General features: G+C 66.4%; 19 protein-coding genes. 10 read left to right on the top strand and 9 right to left on the bottom strand.

What is annotated here, in order from left to right; genetic code table 11:
- Window positions 1-4: 4 nt before the first annotated feature.
- The 4 genes from WKW77_RS04015 to WKW77_RS04000 are packed head-to-tail and all read right to left on the bottom strand — an operon-like array spanning window position 5 to window position 1,883.
- Window positions 5-394 (bottom strand): YkvA family protein, encoded by a 390-nt coding sequence (locus WKW77_RS04015; RefSeq protein WP_422823115.1) that lies wholly within the window; start codon window positions 392-394, stop codon window positions 5-7.
- A gap of 10 nt (window positions 395-404) precedes the next feature.
- Complete coding sequence (locus WKW77_RS04010; RefSeq protein ID WP_340355512.1) at window positions 405-971, bottom strand: methyltransferase family protein; 567 nt, start codon at window positions 969-971, stop codon at window positions 405-407.
- Window positions 972-1,007: 36 nt separating this feature from the next.
- Complete coding sequence (locus WKW77_RS04005) at window positions 1,008-1,202, bottom strand: hypothetical protein (protein WP_340355511.1); 195 nt, start codon at window positions 1,200-1,202, stop codon at window positions 1,008-1,010.
- Window positions 1,203-1,223: 21 nt separating this feature from the next.
- Window positions 1,224-1,883: an ABC transporter ATP-binding protein gene (locus tag WKW77_RS04000; protein ID WP_340355510.1), complete on the bottom strand. Its 660-nt coding sequence runs from the start codon at window positions 1,881-1,883 to the stop codon at window positions 1,224-1,226.
- Between the two features lie 174 nt (window positions 1,884-2,057).
- Between WKW77_RS04000 and WKW77_RS03995 the strand changes: the two genes are divergently transcribed.
- From WKW77_RS03995 to WKW77_RS03955, 9 genes are all read left to right on the top strand, one after another.
- A complete protein-coding gene (locus WKW77_RS03995) occupies window positions 2,058-3,305 on the top strand; it encodes an NAD(P)-binding domain-containing protein (protein ID WP_340355509.1) in 1,248 nt (415 codons plus the stop codon).
- A 275-nt stretch (window positions 3,306-3,580) separates the two neighbouring features.
- Window positions 3,581-4,015 (top strand): type IV pilin protein, encoded by a 435-nt coding sequence (locus WKW77_RS03990; RefSeq protein WP_340355508.1) that lies wholly within the window; start codon window positions 3,581-3,583, stop codon window positions 4,013-4,015.
- A gap of 4 nt (window positions 4,016-4,019) precedes the next feature.
- Window positions 4,020-4,544 carry a GspH/FimT family pseudopilin gene (locus tag WKW77_RS03985; RefSeq protein WP_340355507.1) on the top strand — a complete coding sequence of 175 codons (525 nt, stop codon included), beginning with the start codon at window positions 4,020-4,022 and terminating at the stop codon, window positions 4,542-4,544.
- Window positions 4,532-5,206 carry a prepilin-type N-terminal cleavage/methylation domain-containing protein gene (locus WKW77_RS03980; protein ID WP_340355506.1) on the top strand — a complete coding sequence of 225 codons (675 nt, stop codon included), beginning with the start codon at window positions 4,532-4,534 and terminating at the stop codon, window positions 5,204-5,206. Before WKW77_RS03985 ends, WKW77_RS03980 begins: the two co-directional genes overlap by 13 nt.
- Before the next feature lie 8 nt (window positions 5,207-5,214).
- The gene (locus WKW77_RS03975; protein ID WP_340355505.1) at window positions 5,215-6,270 is read left to right on the top strand and encodes a PilW family protein; all 1,056 of its coding nucleotides are present in this window, start codon (window positions 5,215-5,217) and stop codon (window positions 6,268-6,270) included.
- Window positions 6,267-6,899 carry a pilus assembly PilX family protein gene (locus WKW77_RS03970; RefSeq protein ID WP_340355504.1) on the top strand — a complete coding sequence of 211 codons (633 nt, stop codon included), beginning with the start codon at window positions 6,267-6,269 and terminating at the stop codon, window positions 6,897-6,899. Before WKW77_RS03975 ends, WKW77_RS03970 begins: the two co-directional genes overlap by 4 nt.
- Window positions 6,900-6,925: 26 nt before the next feature.
- Complete coding sequence (locus WKW77_RS03965; protein ID WP_340355503.1) at window positions 6,926-10,393, top strand: pilus assembly protein; 3,468 nt, start codon at window positions 6,926-6,928, stop codon at window positions 10,391-10,393.
- 112 nt (window positions 10,394-10,505) lie between these two features.
- Window positions 10,506-11,324: a DUF6502 family protein gene (locus WKW77_RS03960; protein WP_340355502.1), complete on the top strand. Its 819-nt coding sequence runs from the start codon at window positions 10,506-10,508 to the stop codon at window positions 11,322-11,324.
- Window positions 11,321-12,646: a DUF5666 domain-containing protein gene (locus tag WKW77_RS03955; RefSeq protein ID WP_340355501.1), complete on the top strand. Its 1,326-nt coding sequence runs from the start codon at window positions 11,321-11,323 to the stop codon at window positions 12,644-12,646. The genes WKW77_RS03960 and WKW77_RS03955 overlap by 4 nt, the downstream gene beginning before the upstream one ends.
- 8 nt (window positions 12,647-12,654) lie before the next feature.
- Here WKW77_RS03955 and WKW77_RS03950 read toward each other — a convergent pair whose 3' ends face one another.
- The 3 genes from WKW77_RS03950 to WKW77_RS03940 form a co-directional block, all read right to left on the bottom strand.
- A complete protein-coding gene (locus WKW77_RS03950; protein ID WP_422823114.1) occupies window positions 12,655-13,107 on the bottom strand; it encodes a putative immunity protein in 453 nt (150 codons plus the stop codon).
- A 12-nt stretch (window positions 13,108-13,119) separates the two neighbouring features.
- Window positions 13,120-13,434, bottom strand: a complete 315-nt coding sequence (locus WKW77_RS03945; RefSeq protein ID WP_340355500.1) for a hypothetical protein — start codon at window positions 13,432-13,434, stop codon at window positions 13,120-13,122.
- 227 nt (window positions 13,435-13,661) lie between these two features.
- Complete coding sequence (locus tag WKW77_RS03940) at window positions 13,662-14,018, bottom strand: hypothetical protein (protein WP_340355499.1); 357 nt, start codon at window positions 14,016-14,018, stop codon at window positions 13,662-13,664.
- A gap of 70 nt (window positions 14,019-14,088) precedes the next feature.
- On the opposite strand from WKW77_RS03940, the gene WKW77_RS03935 reads away from it, so the two are divergent.
- Window positions 14,089-14,568 carry a VOC family protein gene (locus tag WKW77_RS03935; RefSeq protein WP_340355498.1) on the top strand — a complete coding sequence of 160 codons (480 nt, stop codon included), beginning with the start codon at window positions 14,089-14,091 and terminating at the stop codon, window positions 14,566-14,568.
- Between the two features lie 12 nt (window positions 14,569-14,580).
- On the opposite strand, the gene WKW77_RS03930 is transcribed toward WKW77_RS03935, so the two are convergent.
- Both WKW77_RS03930 and adhP read right to left on the bottom strand, forming a co-directional pair.
- The gene (locus WKW77_RS03930) at window positions 14,581-15,984 is read right to left on the bottom strand and encodes a phenylacetate--CoA ligase family protein (protein ID WP_340355497.1); all 1,404 of its coding nucleotides are present in this window, start codon (window positions 15,982-15,984) and stop codon (window positions 14,581-14,583) included.
- A 34-nt stretch (window positions 15,985-16,018) separates the two neighbouring features.
- Complete coding sequence (adhP, locus tag WKW77_RS03925) at window positions 16,019-17,050, bottom strand: alcohol dehydrogenase AdhP (protein ID WP_340355496.1); 1,032 nt, start codon at window positions 17,048-17,050, stop codon at window positions 16,019-16,021.
- Between the last annotated feature and the right edge of the window lie 71 nt (window positions 17,051-17,121).

Here is a 17,121-nt window from a genome sequence, read left to right as displayed (position 1 = left end):
GGCGTCAACGGGCGGCCCACCACACCCACGTACCGTAGGCAATCGCCAGCCAGATGAGCACGATGACCACGGCTCCTGCCTTGCTGGACGGCTTCTGCCCCTGCGTCGCGAGCCACTCCTCCGCTCGCAGGCGGCTGTCCGCGGTGACGGAGGCCGGGAGCAACCAAACCGCCAGCCAGATCAGGCCAGGCAGGAGCAACACATCGTCGACGTAGCCCAGGACGGGGATGAAGTCCGGGATGAGGTCGATCGGGCTGAGTGCATAGGCAACCACGAACACGCACAGAGCCTTCACGGCCCAAGGCGTGCGCGGGTCGCGACAGGCGAACCAGAGAGCGACGGCGTCGCGCTTGACCCGGCGGGCCCAGCTCTTGATTTCGGCAAACATGTTCAAGTGGGAAGGCTTACAGCAGGAAAGGCACGAAACGCCGTGTACGGCCCATGTAGCAGCGATAGGCATCGCCGAAATGCGCCAGGCATTCCTGCTCCTCGCGGTGGGCGGTGACGAAGAGCAGCGCGGTCGACGCCAGCACCAGCAGCAAGGCGAGCCAGGTGAAGCGCTGCAGGAAGACACCCCAGGCCAGGCACATCAGCGCCGCGTACATCGGGTGGCGGATGTACCTGAAGGCCCCGGTCGTCACCAGCCGGGTGGTCTTCTCGAATCCGAGCAGCGCCTCGTCCTGGCGAATGCCGCCCGGCTGACCCACCCGCCTCAACCGGCGCACCGCGTGCAGCGGCAGCCACGCCGAGGTGGCGAGCAGCACGAGCGCCAGCGACTGGCTCGGCGACAGCGCGGGATCGTCGCCCCAGACCGGCAGGTTGATCCAGATCAGGCCGAAGATGCACTCCACCGCGAAGAAGCGATAGAAGCCATGCGAGCGCGGCCGCGTGATCGCGCCGCGCGAGAAGTAGAGCACGATCGAACTGGCGATGACGAAGGTGGCGGGATAGGCCTGGACGGGCAGAAGCATCGGGCAACCTGCATGCAGGGGCGTTCCGCGCGGGCGCTAGTAGAACAGGCGGGTCATCGCGTCGAGGCGATCGCTGATCTTGGCGCAGGTCAGTGCGGCGGGCTCGCCGATCAGCGCGCGCAGCTGCCCCTCGGTCGTGACGAGCCGTGAAGTGAGCGGGTGTGCTGGAGTGATGGCGGTCATCTGTTCCTCTGGCGGCTTGATCGGGACCGGCCATTGTGCAGGCCCCATGGCCAGCGCGCCTGCAGTCGCCTAGGCATGCGCCGTTCGATCGGAACGAAGCGGCAGCTCGATCGAGCCTGAAAGCGGGACTTCGTCGATTCGCGTCGCGCTTGCGACGACGATGGCCCGGTCGGTCCCCTCGGCAAGCGAGGCGAGCGAGCCCCACAGGAAGCGGATCGATGCGGCGTCGAGTGCGGCGGCGGGTTCGTCGAGCAAGGTGAGCGCACGGCCCGATGCAAGCGCCGCCGCGAGCCAGACCTTGCGCTTGGAACCCGTCGAAAGCATGTACATCGGCTTGTTGAGATGGGGCGTCAGGGAGAAGCCCTCGACGAAGGTGCGCCAGCCCGCTTCGCTGAAGTGCGCATCGCCGGCGCGGAGCGATGCCGTGCACTCGATCGCGGTGACCTTGTCGAACGCGTCGGTCTCCGGATCGCAGAAGAAGACGTTGCGCCGATAGGCGTCGGGCTCGCGATCGTTGCCTGCGCCCGCGACCCTCAGGCGACCCCTGGCGGGCAGCTGGCCTGCGATCAATCTAAGAAGCGTCGACTTTCCGCTGCCGGTGTCGCCGTACAGCAGCGTGACCCCGGCGCCGATGGAGGCGCTCCATCCAGCCGCGAGCGCCGGCTGCCCGGGGTGCGCGAAGTGCAGGTCCGTGACGTCGAGGATGGGAGAGGGTGCCGCAGGGTTCATGCCGCAACCCTACAGCAACCTGCCGCAGCGGCCGGGGTTGACCGCACTGATCGGCCATCGCATATTTGCGCAGGCATCGAGGGAGACCAAGCGCCGGATCCATGCACCGGCTCGCGCAGGAGGAACCCGCGATGTGCAGCGTTTCGTTAGGCGCACAAGCGTGCGAGGCTCGCCATGACGACTGAGCGCGTCGAAACCCTGGTGATCGGCGGTGGTCAGGCAGGCCTGGCGATGAGCTACCACCTGGGGCGGCTGGGCGGCGAGCACCTCGTGCTCGAGCGCGGCGAGGTCGCGGAACGCTGGCGCAGCGAGCGCTGGGATTCGTTGCATTTCCAGTCGCCGAACTGGAACATGAATCTTCCGGGTTGGCCGCGCATGGCAGCCGATCCGCACGCGGACCCGGACGCCTTTTCTCCACTGCGCGAGGTCACCGGCTACCTCGAACGCTATGCGGCGGCCATTCGCGCTCCCGTGCGCACCCGGTGCGCCGCGCTTTCGGTCCGGCGCAGGCCGGGATCGCGCGAACTGCAGGTGCAGACCGACGGCACGCTCTACGTCGCCAACAACGTCGTCGTGGCGACGGGCCCGTACCAGGTGCCGCGCGCGGCACCTTCTTTGGGCGCGGGCGTGTTCGCGCTGCATTCGACCCAGTATCGCCATCCGATGCAGCTGCCGGGCGGCGCCGTGCTCGTGGTCGGCACCGGCAACTCCGGCGTGCAGATCGCCGAGGAGCTTTGCCGCGCGGGGCGGCGCGTGTTCCTGTCGGTCAGCTCGCACGAGCGGATCCGGCGTCGCTATCGCGGCAAGGACTGCATCTATTGGCTGATCGCGACGGGCTCGGCCGATTCGACGCTCCGGGAGTGGAAGGGCGCGCGCCTGTCCCGCCTGATGACCGGCGTGAACGGCGGGCACGACATCGACCTGCGCCGGCTGGCGGCCGAGGGGATCGTGCTGACCGGCCGCGTCAAGGCGGCCGAGAACGGCCGGATCGCCATCGCCGACGATCTCGCCGCCAGCATCGCGCACGGCGATGAATCGCTGAAGGCGTTCGACCGTCGATGCGACGACACGGTGCGCGCGCAGCAGCTGGATCTGCCTCCGGCGGATCCGCCCGAGGACCCGTTGCCCGACCCGCCGGCGCTCGACACGCCCCTCCGTACCCTCGATCTCGCCCGCGAGGGCATCGCGTCGGTGATCTGGGCCAACGGCGCCCACGCGGACTTCGGCTGGATCGACTTGCCCGTGTTCGGCCCGTCACCGGAATCGAAGAGGGCGCCCGTGCACGAGCGCGGCGTGACCTCCGAAGCCGGCCTGTATTTCCTGGGCCTGCCCTGGCTGCACAAATGGAAGTCGGCCTTCCTGTTTGGGGCCGACGAGGACGCGGCCTACCTCGCGGCGCATATCGTGGCGCAGCGGCGCTGATCGGCCGGCGGGCGCCGGACCCTCGAACGGAGAGGCCGGCTGCGGCTTGCAGAATTTGCCGCTGGCGGGGAAGCCGCGCCCTGATGGCGCTCGCGCAATCGCGAAATTCCCGAAAAAAACCTCACAAACCGGATGAACGGTGGCCGATAGGCGCCAAACGGCATCTGACAGTGCCGGATCCAATGTGAGAAAGTCACATTTGCAATATATAGTTACGACTATTGCAAGCCGCTCGCCCTGTCGAGCGGGCCAACAAGGGTCCATGGAGCGAGGTTTTGAAAAAGCCATCCCGTTTTTCGGTCGCGCCCAGCCGTCAGGCAAAGGGCTTCACGCTGGTCGAACTGATGATCGTGGTCGCGGTCGTCGCGATCCTGGCCGCCATTGCCTATCCCTCCTACACGTCGTACGTCCGCAAGGGAAAGCGGGCGACCGCGCAGGCCGCATTGATGGACCTGGCCGGCAAGCAGCAAACCTATCTGCTCGACCGGCGCGTGTACACGACCGTGCAGACGGACATCGGTTTTGCGGTACCCGCCGAGATCCAGGGGGCCTATACGTTCACGATCACTTGCTCTCCGTCGGACTGCACGGGCTTCTCGGCGACGGCCGCGCCGGCCGGGGGTCAGGCAGTGTCGAGCGAGCAGTCGCTGACGATCGACAACACGGGCGCCAAGACGCCGGCGAACACCTCGGGCTACTGGGGCAAGTGACGCAATGGACAACCAGGAGGCATTGACCCAATCACAGCGCGCGCAGGGGCGTGCTCGGCATGGCGGCTTCACGGCCGTCGAATTGATGGTCACCCTGGCGGTGGTCGCCGTCCTGGTGGCGCTGGCTGCGCCCGCATTCCAGAACCTGATCGCCACTCAGCGCATCAAGTCCGTCGCCTCGGCGCTGAACGAATCGCTGTGGGTCGCTCGCAGCGAAGCGCTCAAGCGCAACGACAAGGTGTCCTTCAGGTTCGTGAATTCGGGAGGCGGCACCGTCGTCGGGGACTGGAAGGTCACCCAGAGCAGCGACGGAAGCGGTACCGCGATCCTCCAGCAGATGGGCTCCCCCGCCGTCGTTTCGACGACCTCGACGGGGGGCAATCTGCTGTTCACCTTCAACTCCTCGGGCCGGCTGACTTCCGGCGGCCAGTCCTCGATCCAGCTCAGCTCTGCCAACGTCAATCGTTGGGTCTGCATCTCCGCCAGTGGCCGGGCCATCACCCAATCGACTTCAACATGCCCTCCCTAGCTGACCTTCGTCGATGCCGGACGCGAGCGACCGGCGAGCGCGGCTTCACGCTGATCGAAGTGCTGGTGACGATCGTCATCATGCTTCTCGGCATTCTGGGTGTGATCGGAATGCAGGCCAGGTCCACCGTCGTCGAATTCGAGTCGTACCAGCGCGGCGAGGCGCTCTCGCTGGTCCGCGAAATGCAAGGCCGACTGACCGATTCGCGAACCATCATCAGCGGGTATCTCGATCCCGCGGTCAGTTCCACCGTCGGCTCCCAGGGTGCGAGCGTCTACGTGGGTTCGGGTACGAGTGCCAAGGACTTCAGCGCCAGTTCCGCATGCGTCCCGGGAGCAGGTGTCCCGCTGGCGGAAGCGAAGTACGAGATGTGCCAGTGGGGGCAGACGCTGCAGGGTGCGGCATCCCTGGAGGGCAGCTCAAAGGTCGGCGCCATGATCGGCGCGCGGGGTTGCCTGATCCGGGTCGTCCCGGCGGAAGGCAATGCGCTGGCCGACATCTACGTCACGGTGGTGTGGCAAGGCAGATCGAAGGGCGCCGAACCCGATCCGGATTCTCCAGCAGGCCAGAACAACTGTGCCGGCGATGTGAACTTCGGCAACGGGTTGCGGCGCGGCGTATCGGTCCGCGTCCTGGTCCCGAACCTCACCAAGTCATCTTGAGGACCGACATGGACCGCCGAGCACGCGCGCCGATTTCACGAACCCCTCGCAGTCGCCAACGAGGGCTCACCATCATCGAGTTGATGATCGCGCTCGCCATCGGCCTGCTGATCATCGCGGCGGTGAGCATTCTTTTCGCCAGCAGCAGCCGGTCCCGCCAGGAGATCGAATCCAGCGCGGAGGTGAACGAGAACGGGCGCTATGCGCTGGACGTCCTGACCCGCGAGTTGTCGCAGACCGGGTTCTATGGATCGCTGGTCACGCCGACAGCCGCCGCCACCGCGATTCCAAGCGGCACCATGACCGTGGCGAACGCCATGTGCCTGACCGGGCTCGCGAACCTTGCCGCCTGGCAGGATTCGTTGACGTACTACGTCCTGGGGCTGGCCAGCGCAGCAGGCGCCAATGTCGATGTCGATCCGACTTGCATTGCACGCAAGGCCGGAACCGATGCGATCTTCATCCAGCGGGCGAGCACGTGTGCCGTCGGCGACACGGATTGCCCGGCCGAGGCGAATGCAGACGCCTATTTGCAGGTGTCCGAGTGCGGCAGCGAATACAGCGCGACGCCCATCGTGCTCGCACAGGGCGGGGCATCGACCTTCACCCTCCAGACCAAGACCTGCGCCGGTACGGCGGCACCGAAGCGCAAGCTCGTTCGCCGCATCTACTTCATCAGCGCGGCGAATGCGCTGAGCTATCAGGACATCCCGCTCACCGGCGCGCTCCCGGACCCGGTGGTGCTGGCCGAGAACATCGAGCAGATGCAGATCGAATACGCGTTCGACACCGGCGCGGACGGAACGCCCGACGTGTTCGCGGCTGCGCCCAACCCGCCGCCGGCCCCGGCGCCCAACACGGATTGGACGCAAGTCATCGGCGCGCGGATCTGGCTGCTGGCCCGCTCCACCGATCCGAGCCAGAACACCAGGAACGCCGCGACTTTCGTACTCGGCGCCGACACCACCGTCAGCGTTGCCGCCAATGCCGCTGGCAATCCGAAGCGGCGCGTGTACAGCACCTACATCTCGTTCGTCACTCCGAAGGCACGCCGCGAATCATGAAGTCAGGAAAAGTCCGTGGAGCGCGCAGCGACCAGGCCGGCGCGGTGCTGTTGATCGGCATGGTGATGCTGCTGATGGTCAGCCTCATCGCGGTCAGCGTGATCCGGCTTTCCACTCGTCATACGCAGGTCGTCAGCAACGAGCAGGTGCGAAGCGAGGCGGTGGCCGCCGCGAACTACGCACTCGACGTGGTGTTGAACCAGCCCTACACCACCTGGGACCCCTACAAGGCGGCGGGCACGACCACCAGCGTCAATCTGGGCACGAGCAAGGCCGACGACAGCGCCGCCGATAGCGCTTCCGGTTCGATGAACGTCAAGGTCGACAACCTCACCTGCAAGCGGGGCCGCGTGCTCAAGAACTCGGAACTGCTGCACCAGAATGCGGCCGGCATCTACTACGTGTCCGCCACGGACACATCCTGCTTCGGCGGACCGGGCCCGGCCGGTCTGACGATCGTCGATCCGACGAAGGTGGGTTCGCCGTCCGACGATTCGCTGTGTGCAACCGTGCTGTACGACCTTCAAGCGCAAGCAAACGATCCGAAGCTGCTGAATGCCGCTCCGGTCGTCCAGCAAGGCGTGGAGGTTCGTACCGACATCACGGCGCTCGCCGGAAGCTGCTCCTGATCGCGAAACAGCCAGAAAGAACATCGATGAACTCCCTTGCCTTTCGACTTTTCCTGGCGATCCTTGCCGCTCTCGTGCTGCATTCGCGCGCTGCGGCCGAAGACATCGACCTGTACGCGGGCAGCGGGGCAGGGGGAGCGCCCAATGTTCTCTTCTATCTCGACAACAGCTCGAACTGGTCGAACAACGCCCAGGCTTGGAGCTATTCGACCGTCTACGGGAAATGCACCACCAACTACAGCGGCTCGACGCGAACGACCTGCCAGAGCTATGTGAACCAGGTCTTCTGCGGCTCCACGTCGGCCTGCAGCGGGAATCCGAGCCTGGTGCAAGGGCAGGTCGAAGTCCGTGCACTGAAGCTCGTACTGAATCAGCTGGTCTGCAGCCCTCCGAGCGGAACCCCCGCACTGGACATCAATGCCGGCCTGATGATGTTCAACACGAGCGTCGGATCGGTGGACGGCCCCAGCGTCATGCCGGGCTACATCCGCCATGAAATCAAGCCACTGAGCGTGCAGTGCACCGACACCAACGTGGCCACGTCGATCCTGGCCGATCTGACCAACATCGACACCAAGATCACCACCCCCGACTTCAAGGGCGCTTCTTCCGCCGAATACGGCGCGGGCCTGTACGAAGCCTTCAAGTATTTCGGTGGCTGGTCTCGGCCGGACCTCGTGGTTTCGGGCTCCGGCGGTACGGCCGGATCGCCCACGGGTGCCACCGGTTTCGGTCCCACCCGCTACAGCACGGCCACGAGCCTGGAGGATGTCAATGCCTTCACCGACGCTTCGAAGACGACCTACAAGAGTCCGATCACGGGCGCGAACACCTGCGGCAAGAATTTCATCATCCTGATCGGCAACACCTGGCCGAACCAGGAATACGGAACCAATACGAATTCGTCGCCGAATCCCACGAACACCCTGATGTCGCGGCTCGGCTACAACCCGGGCCCGCAGATCTACCCGGTGCCTTTGCCCAATAGTCAGAAGTCCAACGTCCGGTTCGCCGACGAATGGGCCGGGTTCCTCTACAGCACGGACGTGAGCTCCATGGACGGCCAGCAGAACGTCCAGACCTTCACGATCGACGTCTACAACCAATCGCAGGACGCCAAGCAGGCGAAGCTGCTTCAGACCATGGCGGCGGTCGGCCGGGGACAGGCACCCGACAACTACGCCGGCGGGTACTACTCCGTCGGGGGCGATCTGCTGGCGCTGATCAACGCGCTGAAGGAAACCTTGACGCAGATCGCATCGGTGAACAGCGTGTTCGCGTCCGCTTCGCTGCCGGTGAGCGTGAATGCCCAGGGCACGTACCTGAACCAGGTGTTCATGGGCGTCTTTCGCCCGCAGGAAAACGCCTACCAGCGCTGGGCCGGCAACATGAAGCAGTACCAGTTCGCGCTCAATGGCAACTCGCTCTACCTCGCCGACGCCACGAAAGCGCCGGCAGTCGACACCTCGAGCGGCTTCATCCTGAATTGCGCGGCGAGCTTCTGGTCGCATGACAGCGGGACGTATTGGCAAAGCGTGACCGGGACCGCGTCGAGTTGCGGAAGCGACACCTATTCTTCCTACAGCAAGTTCTCCGATCTGCCCGACGGCCCGCTCGTCGAACGGGGGGCCAGCGGCCAGAAGCTGCGCGATCTCGGGTACGCCGCGCGCAACATCCGGACCTGCACGGACACGACCTGCAGTTCCGTCGTGGACTTCAACACGACGAACGTGACGATCCCCAGCACGGGCCTGAGCAAGGGCACCACCAGCGCGAACCTGGTCAACTGGGCGCGGGGCCAGAACGTCGGCGATGGCAACAATACCTTCGACTCGTCGAACGGCAATCTGGTCACCACGACCTACTCGACGACGGACAGCGCGGGCGCCACGGTCGCGGGCCCCACCACCCGCCCGACAGTGCATGGCGAAGTGGTTCATTCACGGCCGCTCGCGGTGAACTACGGCTCGGGCAGCACGAACGACGTCGTGGTGTTCTACGGTGCCGGCGACGGAATGTTGCATGCGGTGAGCGGCAACCAGACCGGCACCGGGGCCGGCAACGAACTCTGGGCCTTCATCGCGCCCGAGCATTGGAGCGGCACCGACAGCACGAACTCCTGGAATCTGCTCGATCGCGTGCATTCGAACTATCCGCTGATCAGCTTTCCCGGCGTGACGGCGACGGGCGCCGCACCGAAGACCTACTTCTTCGACGGTTCCATCGGCGGCTACCAGGAAGTGTCCGGCGGCGCGCTGAGCAAGCTGTGGATCTACCCGACCATGCGCCGCGGCGGTCGCGCGATCTATGCATTCGATGCAAGCAGGAAGCCCGGCACCGGCGGCAATCAACCGACGCTGATGTGGAAGTTCAGCAGCACCGACAGCAGCAGCCTGGGGCAGACCTGGTCCACGCCGGTCGCCATCCGCGTGAAGATCGGAACGGCCACCAACACGCTGGTCGCCTTCGGTGCCGGCTACGACAGCTGCGAGGACGGCATCGCCACCGCCTGCGATACGGTCACTCAGGGGCGCGGCATCTTCGTGATGGACGCCGCAAACGGCAAAACCGCAAACTATCGATTCTTCGATCCGGGTACGACGGCAGGACGCTTCGTCGCCGACCTCACGGCGGTGGACGTCAATGGCGACGGCATCGTCGACCTGCTGTATGCGGTGGACACGCGCGGCAACATCTGGCGCATCAACACTTCCGACCCGAACAACGGCTACTCGAGCTACGCCACCATCGCAAGCTGGCCGATCAACAAGATCGCGACGGTGAGCGACTGGAGCATCGCCTCGGAACAGCGCAAGTTCATGTACGCACCGAGCGTGGTCATGCTCGGCAAGCAGGCCACCATCCTGGTGGGCACGGGCGACCGTGAAAAGCCGCTGGCTTCGGGCGCTGCCGCATCGGTCAACAACCGCTTCTATGGCATTCGCGACGACATCACCAAGACCGGCGCAACGGTGTCTACCACGCCCACGGTCGTGAACGGCTACGGGTCCGATGCATCGCTGGCCATTGCCAATCAATTGACCAACGTCACCAACGTCACCACGACGCTCGACCCGACCGCGCTGGCGGCAAAGGGTTGGTACATGAATCTGTACACCACGAGCACGCCGTACGAGCAGGTCGTCACTGCGCCGCTGACCATCGGCGGCCAGACCTACTTCAGCACCTTCCAGCCGAAATCGAGCACCACCAGTTCCAATCAGTGTTCGAACCTCGGCACAGGACGCGCCTACGCGGTGGACTTCCAGACGGGTGTGATGACGCCGAACTCGAATGGGGTCTACGCACCGAACACGTTCAGCTCCCAAGGCATCCCTCCGTCGCCCGTGGGCGGCCTTGTTTCCATCGACGGGAAGACCGTTCCGTTCTGTATCGGATGTTCGGGTCCGACCGTCCTGTCACCGAACAAGATCACGCCCAAGGTCAAACCTGATCGCAAGCCCGTCTACCGGTTTCAGAAGATCGACAGCTGAGTGTGCGACGCCGGACGCTTGACGCCCCGGAGGTCTGCATGGACGAAATCCAATGTCACGCTTGTTACATTAGCGCCTGATCCATTCATCGCACCACCCAACGCGTCACACCATGGACAACCGACTTGCATGGGCCCAGGCCGCCTGCGCACGCATCATGCGTCCGGTGGTCAGGCTCGCGTTGGCCATGGGGCTCAAGCATCCTCAAATGGAGGAGCTGCTTCGCGATCTGCTGCTGGACGAGGCGCACCGCCTGTGGCGCGGCCAGGGCGTGGCCGAGCCCAACATCAGCCAGCTGTCGATCACGACGGGCCTGAACCGCAAGGCGGTGACCAGCAGGGTGCGCGAACCCGCGGACGCGCTGCCCGGCACCGAGAGCTCGGCTGCGGCCAGGACCTTCACCTCCTGGCTGCAGATGCAAACCGACGATCCGGCGCTGCGCCGACTGCCGGTGGTCGCCAACGGGGATGCGGTGAGCTTCGAGACGCTGGCGCGCGCCGCCGGCCGGGGCAACTGGCATCACCGGTCGATCCTCGACGAGCTGGTGCGCCTGAAGCTGGTGAACGAAGAGGACGGCCATGCCGAACTGACCGCCGAGGCCTTCGTGCCGCAGGCGGACCTGCGCTCCATGCTGGCCTTCCTGGGCGACAACGCACGCGACCATCTGCAAGCCGCCGTGTCCAACGTGACCGGCGAGCGGGCGCCGATGCTCGAGCGCGCCGTGTTTGCCAAAGGGCTGTCGCTGGAGGACTGCGAGGCCATCCAGGCGCTGGTGCGCCAGCGCTGGACCGCGCTGCACCATGAACTGACCGGCCACATGACCCGCGCGGTGGAGGCCGCCGACGGCGCCGCCTCCGGGCGCATCCGCGTGGGCATCTACACCTATATCGAGGACGCGGGCGAGAGTGCCCGCGATCCGACCCCACGATGACCATCCACAAGCTCTTGCGCCTGGCGCTCGTGCCGCTTTCGCTGGCGCTTCTACTTTCTTGCGGCGGCGGGAGCAGCACGCCGGACGGCATGTCCGTCGCGGGCGGCGCCGGCATCGGCACCACCGGCGCGCCTGGTTCGGGGGCCAGCAGTGATGCCTCCCCGGCCGGTGACGGCTCCACGAGCGCGTCTTCCGGCAGCGGCGACGACGGCTCGACGAGCACGGCGTCCAACGGCAATGGCGATTCCGGCGTGGGCTCGGGCGGCACGGGCGTGAGCACCGCCGACGCCGGGACCAGCGTGGGCAGCGTGGACGGCATCGGCAGCATCTTCGTGGGAGACCTGCGCTACGACACCGATCAGGCGCAGCTCGACCTGCGCGACGCGACGCAATTGCAGATCGGCATGACCGTCGTGGTCACCGGCCCCGTGAATGCGAGCTTCACCAGCGGCACCGCGCGGCAGGTGAGCTCGATGGCCCAGATGCGCGGCGTGGTGGATTCGGTCGATGTCGCCGCAAGCACTTTCCAGATGCTGGGCAGCACGGTCAGCGTGGACGACGATACGGCCTGGGCCGACCTGCCCGGCCTGCCGGCCCTCTCGGCGGGCATGCAGGTGCAGGTGTGGGCGCTGCCGATCGGTTCAGGGGCACTGCGCGCCACGCGCATCCAGTCCCAGGCCGTGGTCGCGACACCGCTGGTCACGGGCGTGGTGTCCCAGCTCGATGCCGCCAGCAGCACCTTCCAGCTCGGCAGCCTCGTGGTCGACTATCGCTTGGCCACCTTACCGGCAGGCGGGCTGGCCAACGGCCGCATCGTGCGCGTGTCAGGCGCGCTGCCGCCCGTGGCGGGCCGCCTGGACGCGAGCCAGATCGACGGCTGGTATGCCCTCTCCAGCGTCAAGGGCGCGCCGGTTCAGCTCGAAGGCGTGATCGGCAACTTTGCGTCGACGGCAAGCTTCAGCCTGATGGGCACGCCGATCGACGCCTCGGCGGCGCAGGTCACCGGCGGGCAGGCGCAGAAGCTGGGCAATGGCGTCACGGTCGTTGCCAGCGGCACGCTTTCCGACGCGGGCGTGCTGGTGGCGAGCAAGCTCAAGATCCGGCACATCCCGGGAGGTGGCGCGCTGCCATCGTTCAGCCTGATCGGGCCCATCACCAACTTCAACTCGCTGGCGGACATGACGGTCAAGGGCCAGCGGGTCGACGCGAGTGCGGCCACCATCGTCGGCACCGGACAACCGGCCAACGGCGTCACGGTGTCGGTGCAGGGCTCGCAAGTGGTGGGCGGCGTGCTGTTGGCGACCCAGCTGGCGTTCCAGTAGCGTCGCTGTCAGCTTCGCGTCGCCTGAACGCTCGCCAGCCGCTCCAGCGTCGCAAGCTGCCAGGACTTCTCCGGAACGAACGATTCCGGGTCGGAGACCGCGCCGTATCCGCCTTCTCCGTAGACGATCGCATAGGCGGCGTAGTCGGCCGCCTGAACCGCACGGCCGGCCAGGGCGTTCGCCACCGCATAGCTCGCCGACACCGCCGCATGACCCACGCCGTCCAGCGAACGGGAGCCCGGGTGCCGATTGGCCAGCGCGGCGGCGTCGGATGCGGCGCGATGGAGAGCCTCCCGATCGACCCGACCCGCGACGTAGCCGGCCAGCGTGTCGAGGCACCGGACCACAGGTTCATCCTCGAGCAGGTGGCGAACCCGCTCGACGCAGGCGCATGCGAAAGCAAATCGCAGCGCGGCGGACGCCGCCAGCCGCTCCTCGTAGTCGGCAAGGGTCGAAGACAAGGGACCGATGCGCTACGCGAGCGGCAGTTCACGCATCAGATTGCTGCGCACCCACGTGAACGCACCCGCCTGCACATTCGCCGCCTGCCACTTCCTGAACTCGGGGTCGGCGGACAGCGGATCGGTCACCTTGGCGTATTCAGTGGCGTTGTCGAAGCGCAGTTCGAGGACGTAGTTGCCCAGTTCGCCGGCCGCGACGACCCACAGCCGCGCGCTGGTGGCGCCGTGCCGTTTCCAGAGCGCTGCGCCCCGCTGTATCGCTTCCATGACGACGCCGAGGTCGGCGCCCGGATTCGGTCTGAAGACATATCGGGCTTCGTAGGCCATGACATCCTCCTGGCGTGGTGAAGAAGCAGGGCCGCTATTCAAGCACCACGGCAGGCAAGTGGCAATCGGGCCGGGTAGGCGCTTTCCGGCAAGGAATTTGGTCGCCCGCCGGGTGGCCGGGCGAGCGGGCCGGATCTAGTCTGCCTGTACGGATTCGGCAAGACCCCAAAGGTAATCCGAGACCGCGAAGGCCCTCCGATCAGACGCACGTCGTCGGAGGGTCTTTGTCACTGCATGGTCCCCTGATGCGACGAATGAAACATGCGCATGGCGCACATCATCAATGCTGCACCGCCGGCCGCTGCGATCAGCGTGGCGCGTACCGGCTGCTCCGCGATGTTCGCCTTGGTGCGAGCGGTGTAGACATCCAGCGTATGCCTCAATCCGTCCGGCGAGCGCTCGTTCCGCTGTGCCAGGGGTACGGTTGCCTCGAGTGCCGCCACATCGGCGTCGGTCAATGGCGGGGTGAGTGGTTGAATAGCCAATTTGGTCTCCTGATGCGGTGCGAAAAGCATCTCAGCAGGGCGCGCTGCCCGGATGTCGTCGACTTGTCGGGTTTGCTGTAGGAGGAGGAGAGGGGTCATGATCCGCACCCCTGACGAAGAATCGTCGATTCCCGTTGTCCGTGATCCGAGTTTGAACAGGAGAACCCAATTGGCCAGCAAGAACACGATCTGCCTCTGGTACGACGGCACTGCCCTGGAAGCCGCCGAGTTCTACGCAAAGACATTTCCTGACAGCGCCGTGAAGGCCGTGCACCATGCGCCGGGCGACTATCCCTCCGGCAAGCAGGGGAATGTGCTGACGGTGGAGTTCACCGTCATGGGCATTCCGTGCATCGGCCTGAACGGGGGGCCGGCGTTCAAGCACAGCGAGGCCTTCTCGTTCCAGGTCGCGACCGATGACCAGGCCGAGACCGATCGGTTGTGGAATGCGATCGTCGGCAACGGTGGACAGGAGAGCGCCTGCGGCTGGTGCAAGGACAAGTGGGGCCTGTCGTGGCAGATCACGCCTCGCGTGCTGATCGATGCCGTCTCCGACCCGGATCCGGCGGCGGCCAAGCGGGCGTTCGAAGCCATGATGCAGATGCGCAAGATCGACATCGCGACCATCGAGGCGGCGCGCCGGGGCTGAACCCCGCGCTTCTCAGGGCGCCGTGAGCGCAGAGACGGCGCCCGCAGCGACCACCCGCGGCACCTTGCCGCTGCGGCCGGCAAGGCCGGGCTCGCCCGCGCGGCATTCGATCTGCACGCCCGTGACGCCCTGCGAGCGCAGGAAATCGCAGAGCGCGCGGTGCGCCTTGCGCAGCGCCTGCTCTCCCTCGCCGCCCTGCAGTCCGGTGCGCATCAGCAGCTCGCGCGGTCCCTGCTGCACCAGCTGGAAATCGAAGAGGCCGGCGCCATCCTCGATCGCCGTGCTCAACGCGAGCGGAAGCAGCTGGACCGAAGCGGCGCCGTCGCCCTCGATGCGAAGCGTGTCTTCGCAGCGGCCTTCCACTTCGATGACCGGAAGTCGCGAACCGCATGCGCAGTCCCGCGCGCGCAAGGTCACCCGGTCGCCGAGGTCGTAGCGGATCAGCGGCTGCAGGTGGTTGGCCAGGTTGGTCAGCAGCACCGTCGCGCCGGGCTCGCCGCGCGGCACCGGACGCTGGCGCTCATCCACGGTTTCGAGGATGGCCCAGTCGCTGTTGAGGTGGAGGGAGCCCCGCTCGCATTCGAACGCAAGGGACAGGAACTCGGAGGCGCCGTAGCTGTCGGCCACCGCGCAATGGAAAGCCTGCCGGATGAACGCGCGCATGGCGGGATCCAGGTTCTCTCCGCCGGTCCACACCTCGCGAGGCACCGTGCGCATGCGTCCATGCTGGCGCTCTTCGGCCAGCAGGACGGCGGCGCTGGGATAGGTCGCGATGACGCTCGGGGCCATCGCATCGATCGCCGCGACCATCGCTTCCACCGGCTGCATGAACGAAATGCAGCGCACGCGCTGCGCGAGCGCAGGATTGAGCCGCCGGAGCCGCTCGATCGACACCGTGCTCGCGAAGTGGCCGCCGGTCGCGCCGACGAAGGCGATCTGCTCGCCCCAGCCCCACGGGTCGAACAGCCGCCGTGCCGGACGCAGCATCGGCCGGCGTATCGCCTCGAGCGCGTCGAAGACGGCCAGCGAGAGATCGTCCTGGACGAAGATGCCGGGCTCGCCGCTGCTGCCGGAGCTTTCCCAGACGACATAGCTGCCGAGGTAGGGCTCGGCGATGCGGCGCGGGTCGGCCACGAAGCGGCGCAACTCGCCCAGGCGGATCGCCGGATCGGCGACCCACTCGTCGAAGTGATGCATCAGCTCGGCCTTGTGGACGACCGGCAGGTCGCCGAGGCGGACATGGTCGCAGTCGCAGTCTTGCAGCACGCGGCCATAGAACGGCGATCGTTCCTTCGCGGAGGCGAGCAGTCGCGCAAGCCGCTGCCTCTGGCGCGCCGCCAGTGCGTCGCCATCGGCGTACGAAGCCACCGCCACGTCCGTGGCCACGGTGCCCCAGAGCCAGCCATCGGGCGTCATGCGGCGATCCTGGTCCTTGGCCGCCGTGGGAAGGTCAGGACTCGTCGGTCAGGCGCATCACCACCCGGCCTTCGATGCTGCCTTCCCGCATCCGGTCGAGGATCGGATTGATGTTCTCGATCCGGTCTTCGGTGAACACGGTGTGCACCTTGCCTTCGCCGGCGAAGGCCAGTGCTTCCTGCAGATCCTTGCGCGTGCCGACGATCGATCCGCGCACGGTCTTGGCATTGAGAACCACATCGAAGATCGGCAGCCCGAAGTCGCCCGGCGGCAGGCCAACCATCGACATGGTGCCGCGCTTGTGGAGCATGCCCAGGCCCTGCGCGAAGGCGCTGCGCGCGACGGCCGTCACCAGCACGCCGTGTGCGCCCTTGAGCTCGCGCTGCAGCCGCTTCACCGGATCGTCCTTGGCGGCGTTCACCACCATGTCGGCGCCGACTTCCTGCGCCAACTGGAGCTTGGCGTCGTCCACATCCACCGCCGCCACGTGGAAGCCCATCGCCTTGGCATATTGCACCGCCAGATGCCCGAGGCCGCCCACGCCGGAGATCGCCACCCAGTTGCCCGGCGCGCAATCGAGCATCTTGAGTCCCTTGTAGACGGTGACGCCCGCGCACAGGATCGGCGCGATCGCGGAGAAGCCGATGTTGGCGGGCAGGTGGCCCACGTAGCCCGGGTCGGCCAGCACGTATTCCGCGTAGCCGCCATTGACCGTGTAGCCGGTCATCTGCTGCGAATCGCACAGCGTCTCCCAGCCGGTGATGCAGTGCTCGCAATGACCGCAGGACGTGTGCAGCCACGGGACGCCGACGCGGTCGCCTTCCTTCACGTGCCTGACCCCGGCGCCCACGGCGGCCACATGGCCCACACCCTCGTGGCCGGGAATGAAGGGCAGCGAGGGCTTGACCGGCCAGTCGCCTTCGGCGGCGTGCAGGTCGGTGTGGCAGACGCCCGAGGCGGCCACCTTCACCAGGACCTGGCCCGGCGTGACCTCCGGCACCGGCACCTCCTCGATCTTCAGCGGCTTGCCGAACTCGTGCACCACTGCAGCCTTCATCGTCTTCATGGTCGCTCCGTCGTTGCGAGGGGAGGCCATTGTGGGGATGCGCGCGCCGTGCGGGGAAGGAACGTTTCACG

The organism is Variovorax ureilyticus (assembly GCF_037889935.1).
In the GTDB taxonomy this organism is placed as follows: Bacteria; Pseudomonadota; Gammaproteobacteria; order Burkholderiales; family Burkholderiaceae_C; genus Variovorax; species Variovorax ureilyticus.
Note: the sequence above shows the minus strand (reverse complement) of the source record. Positions and strands in the feature narration are given on the sequence as shown.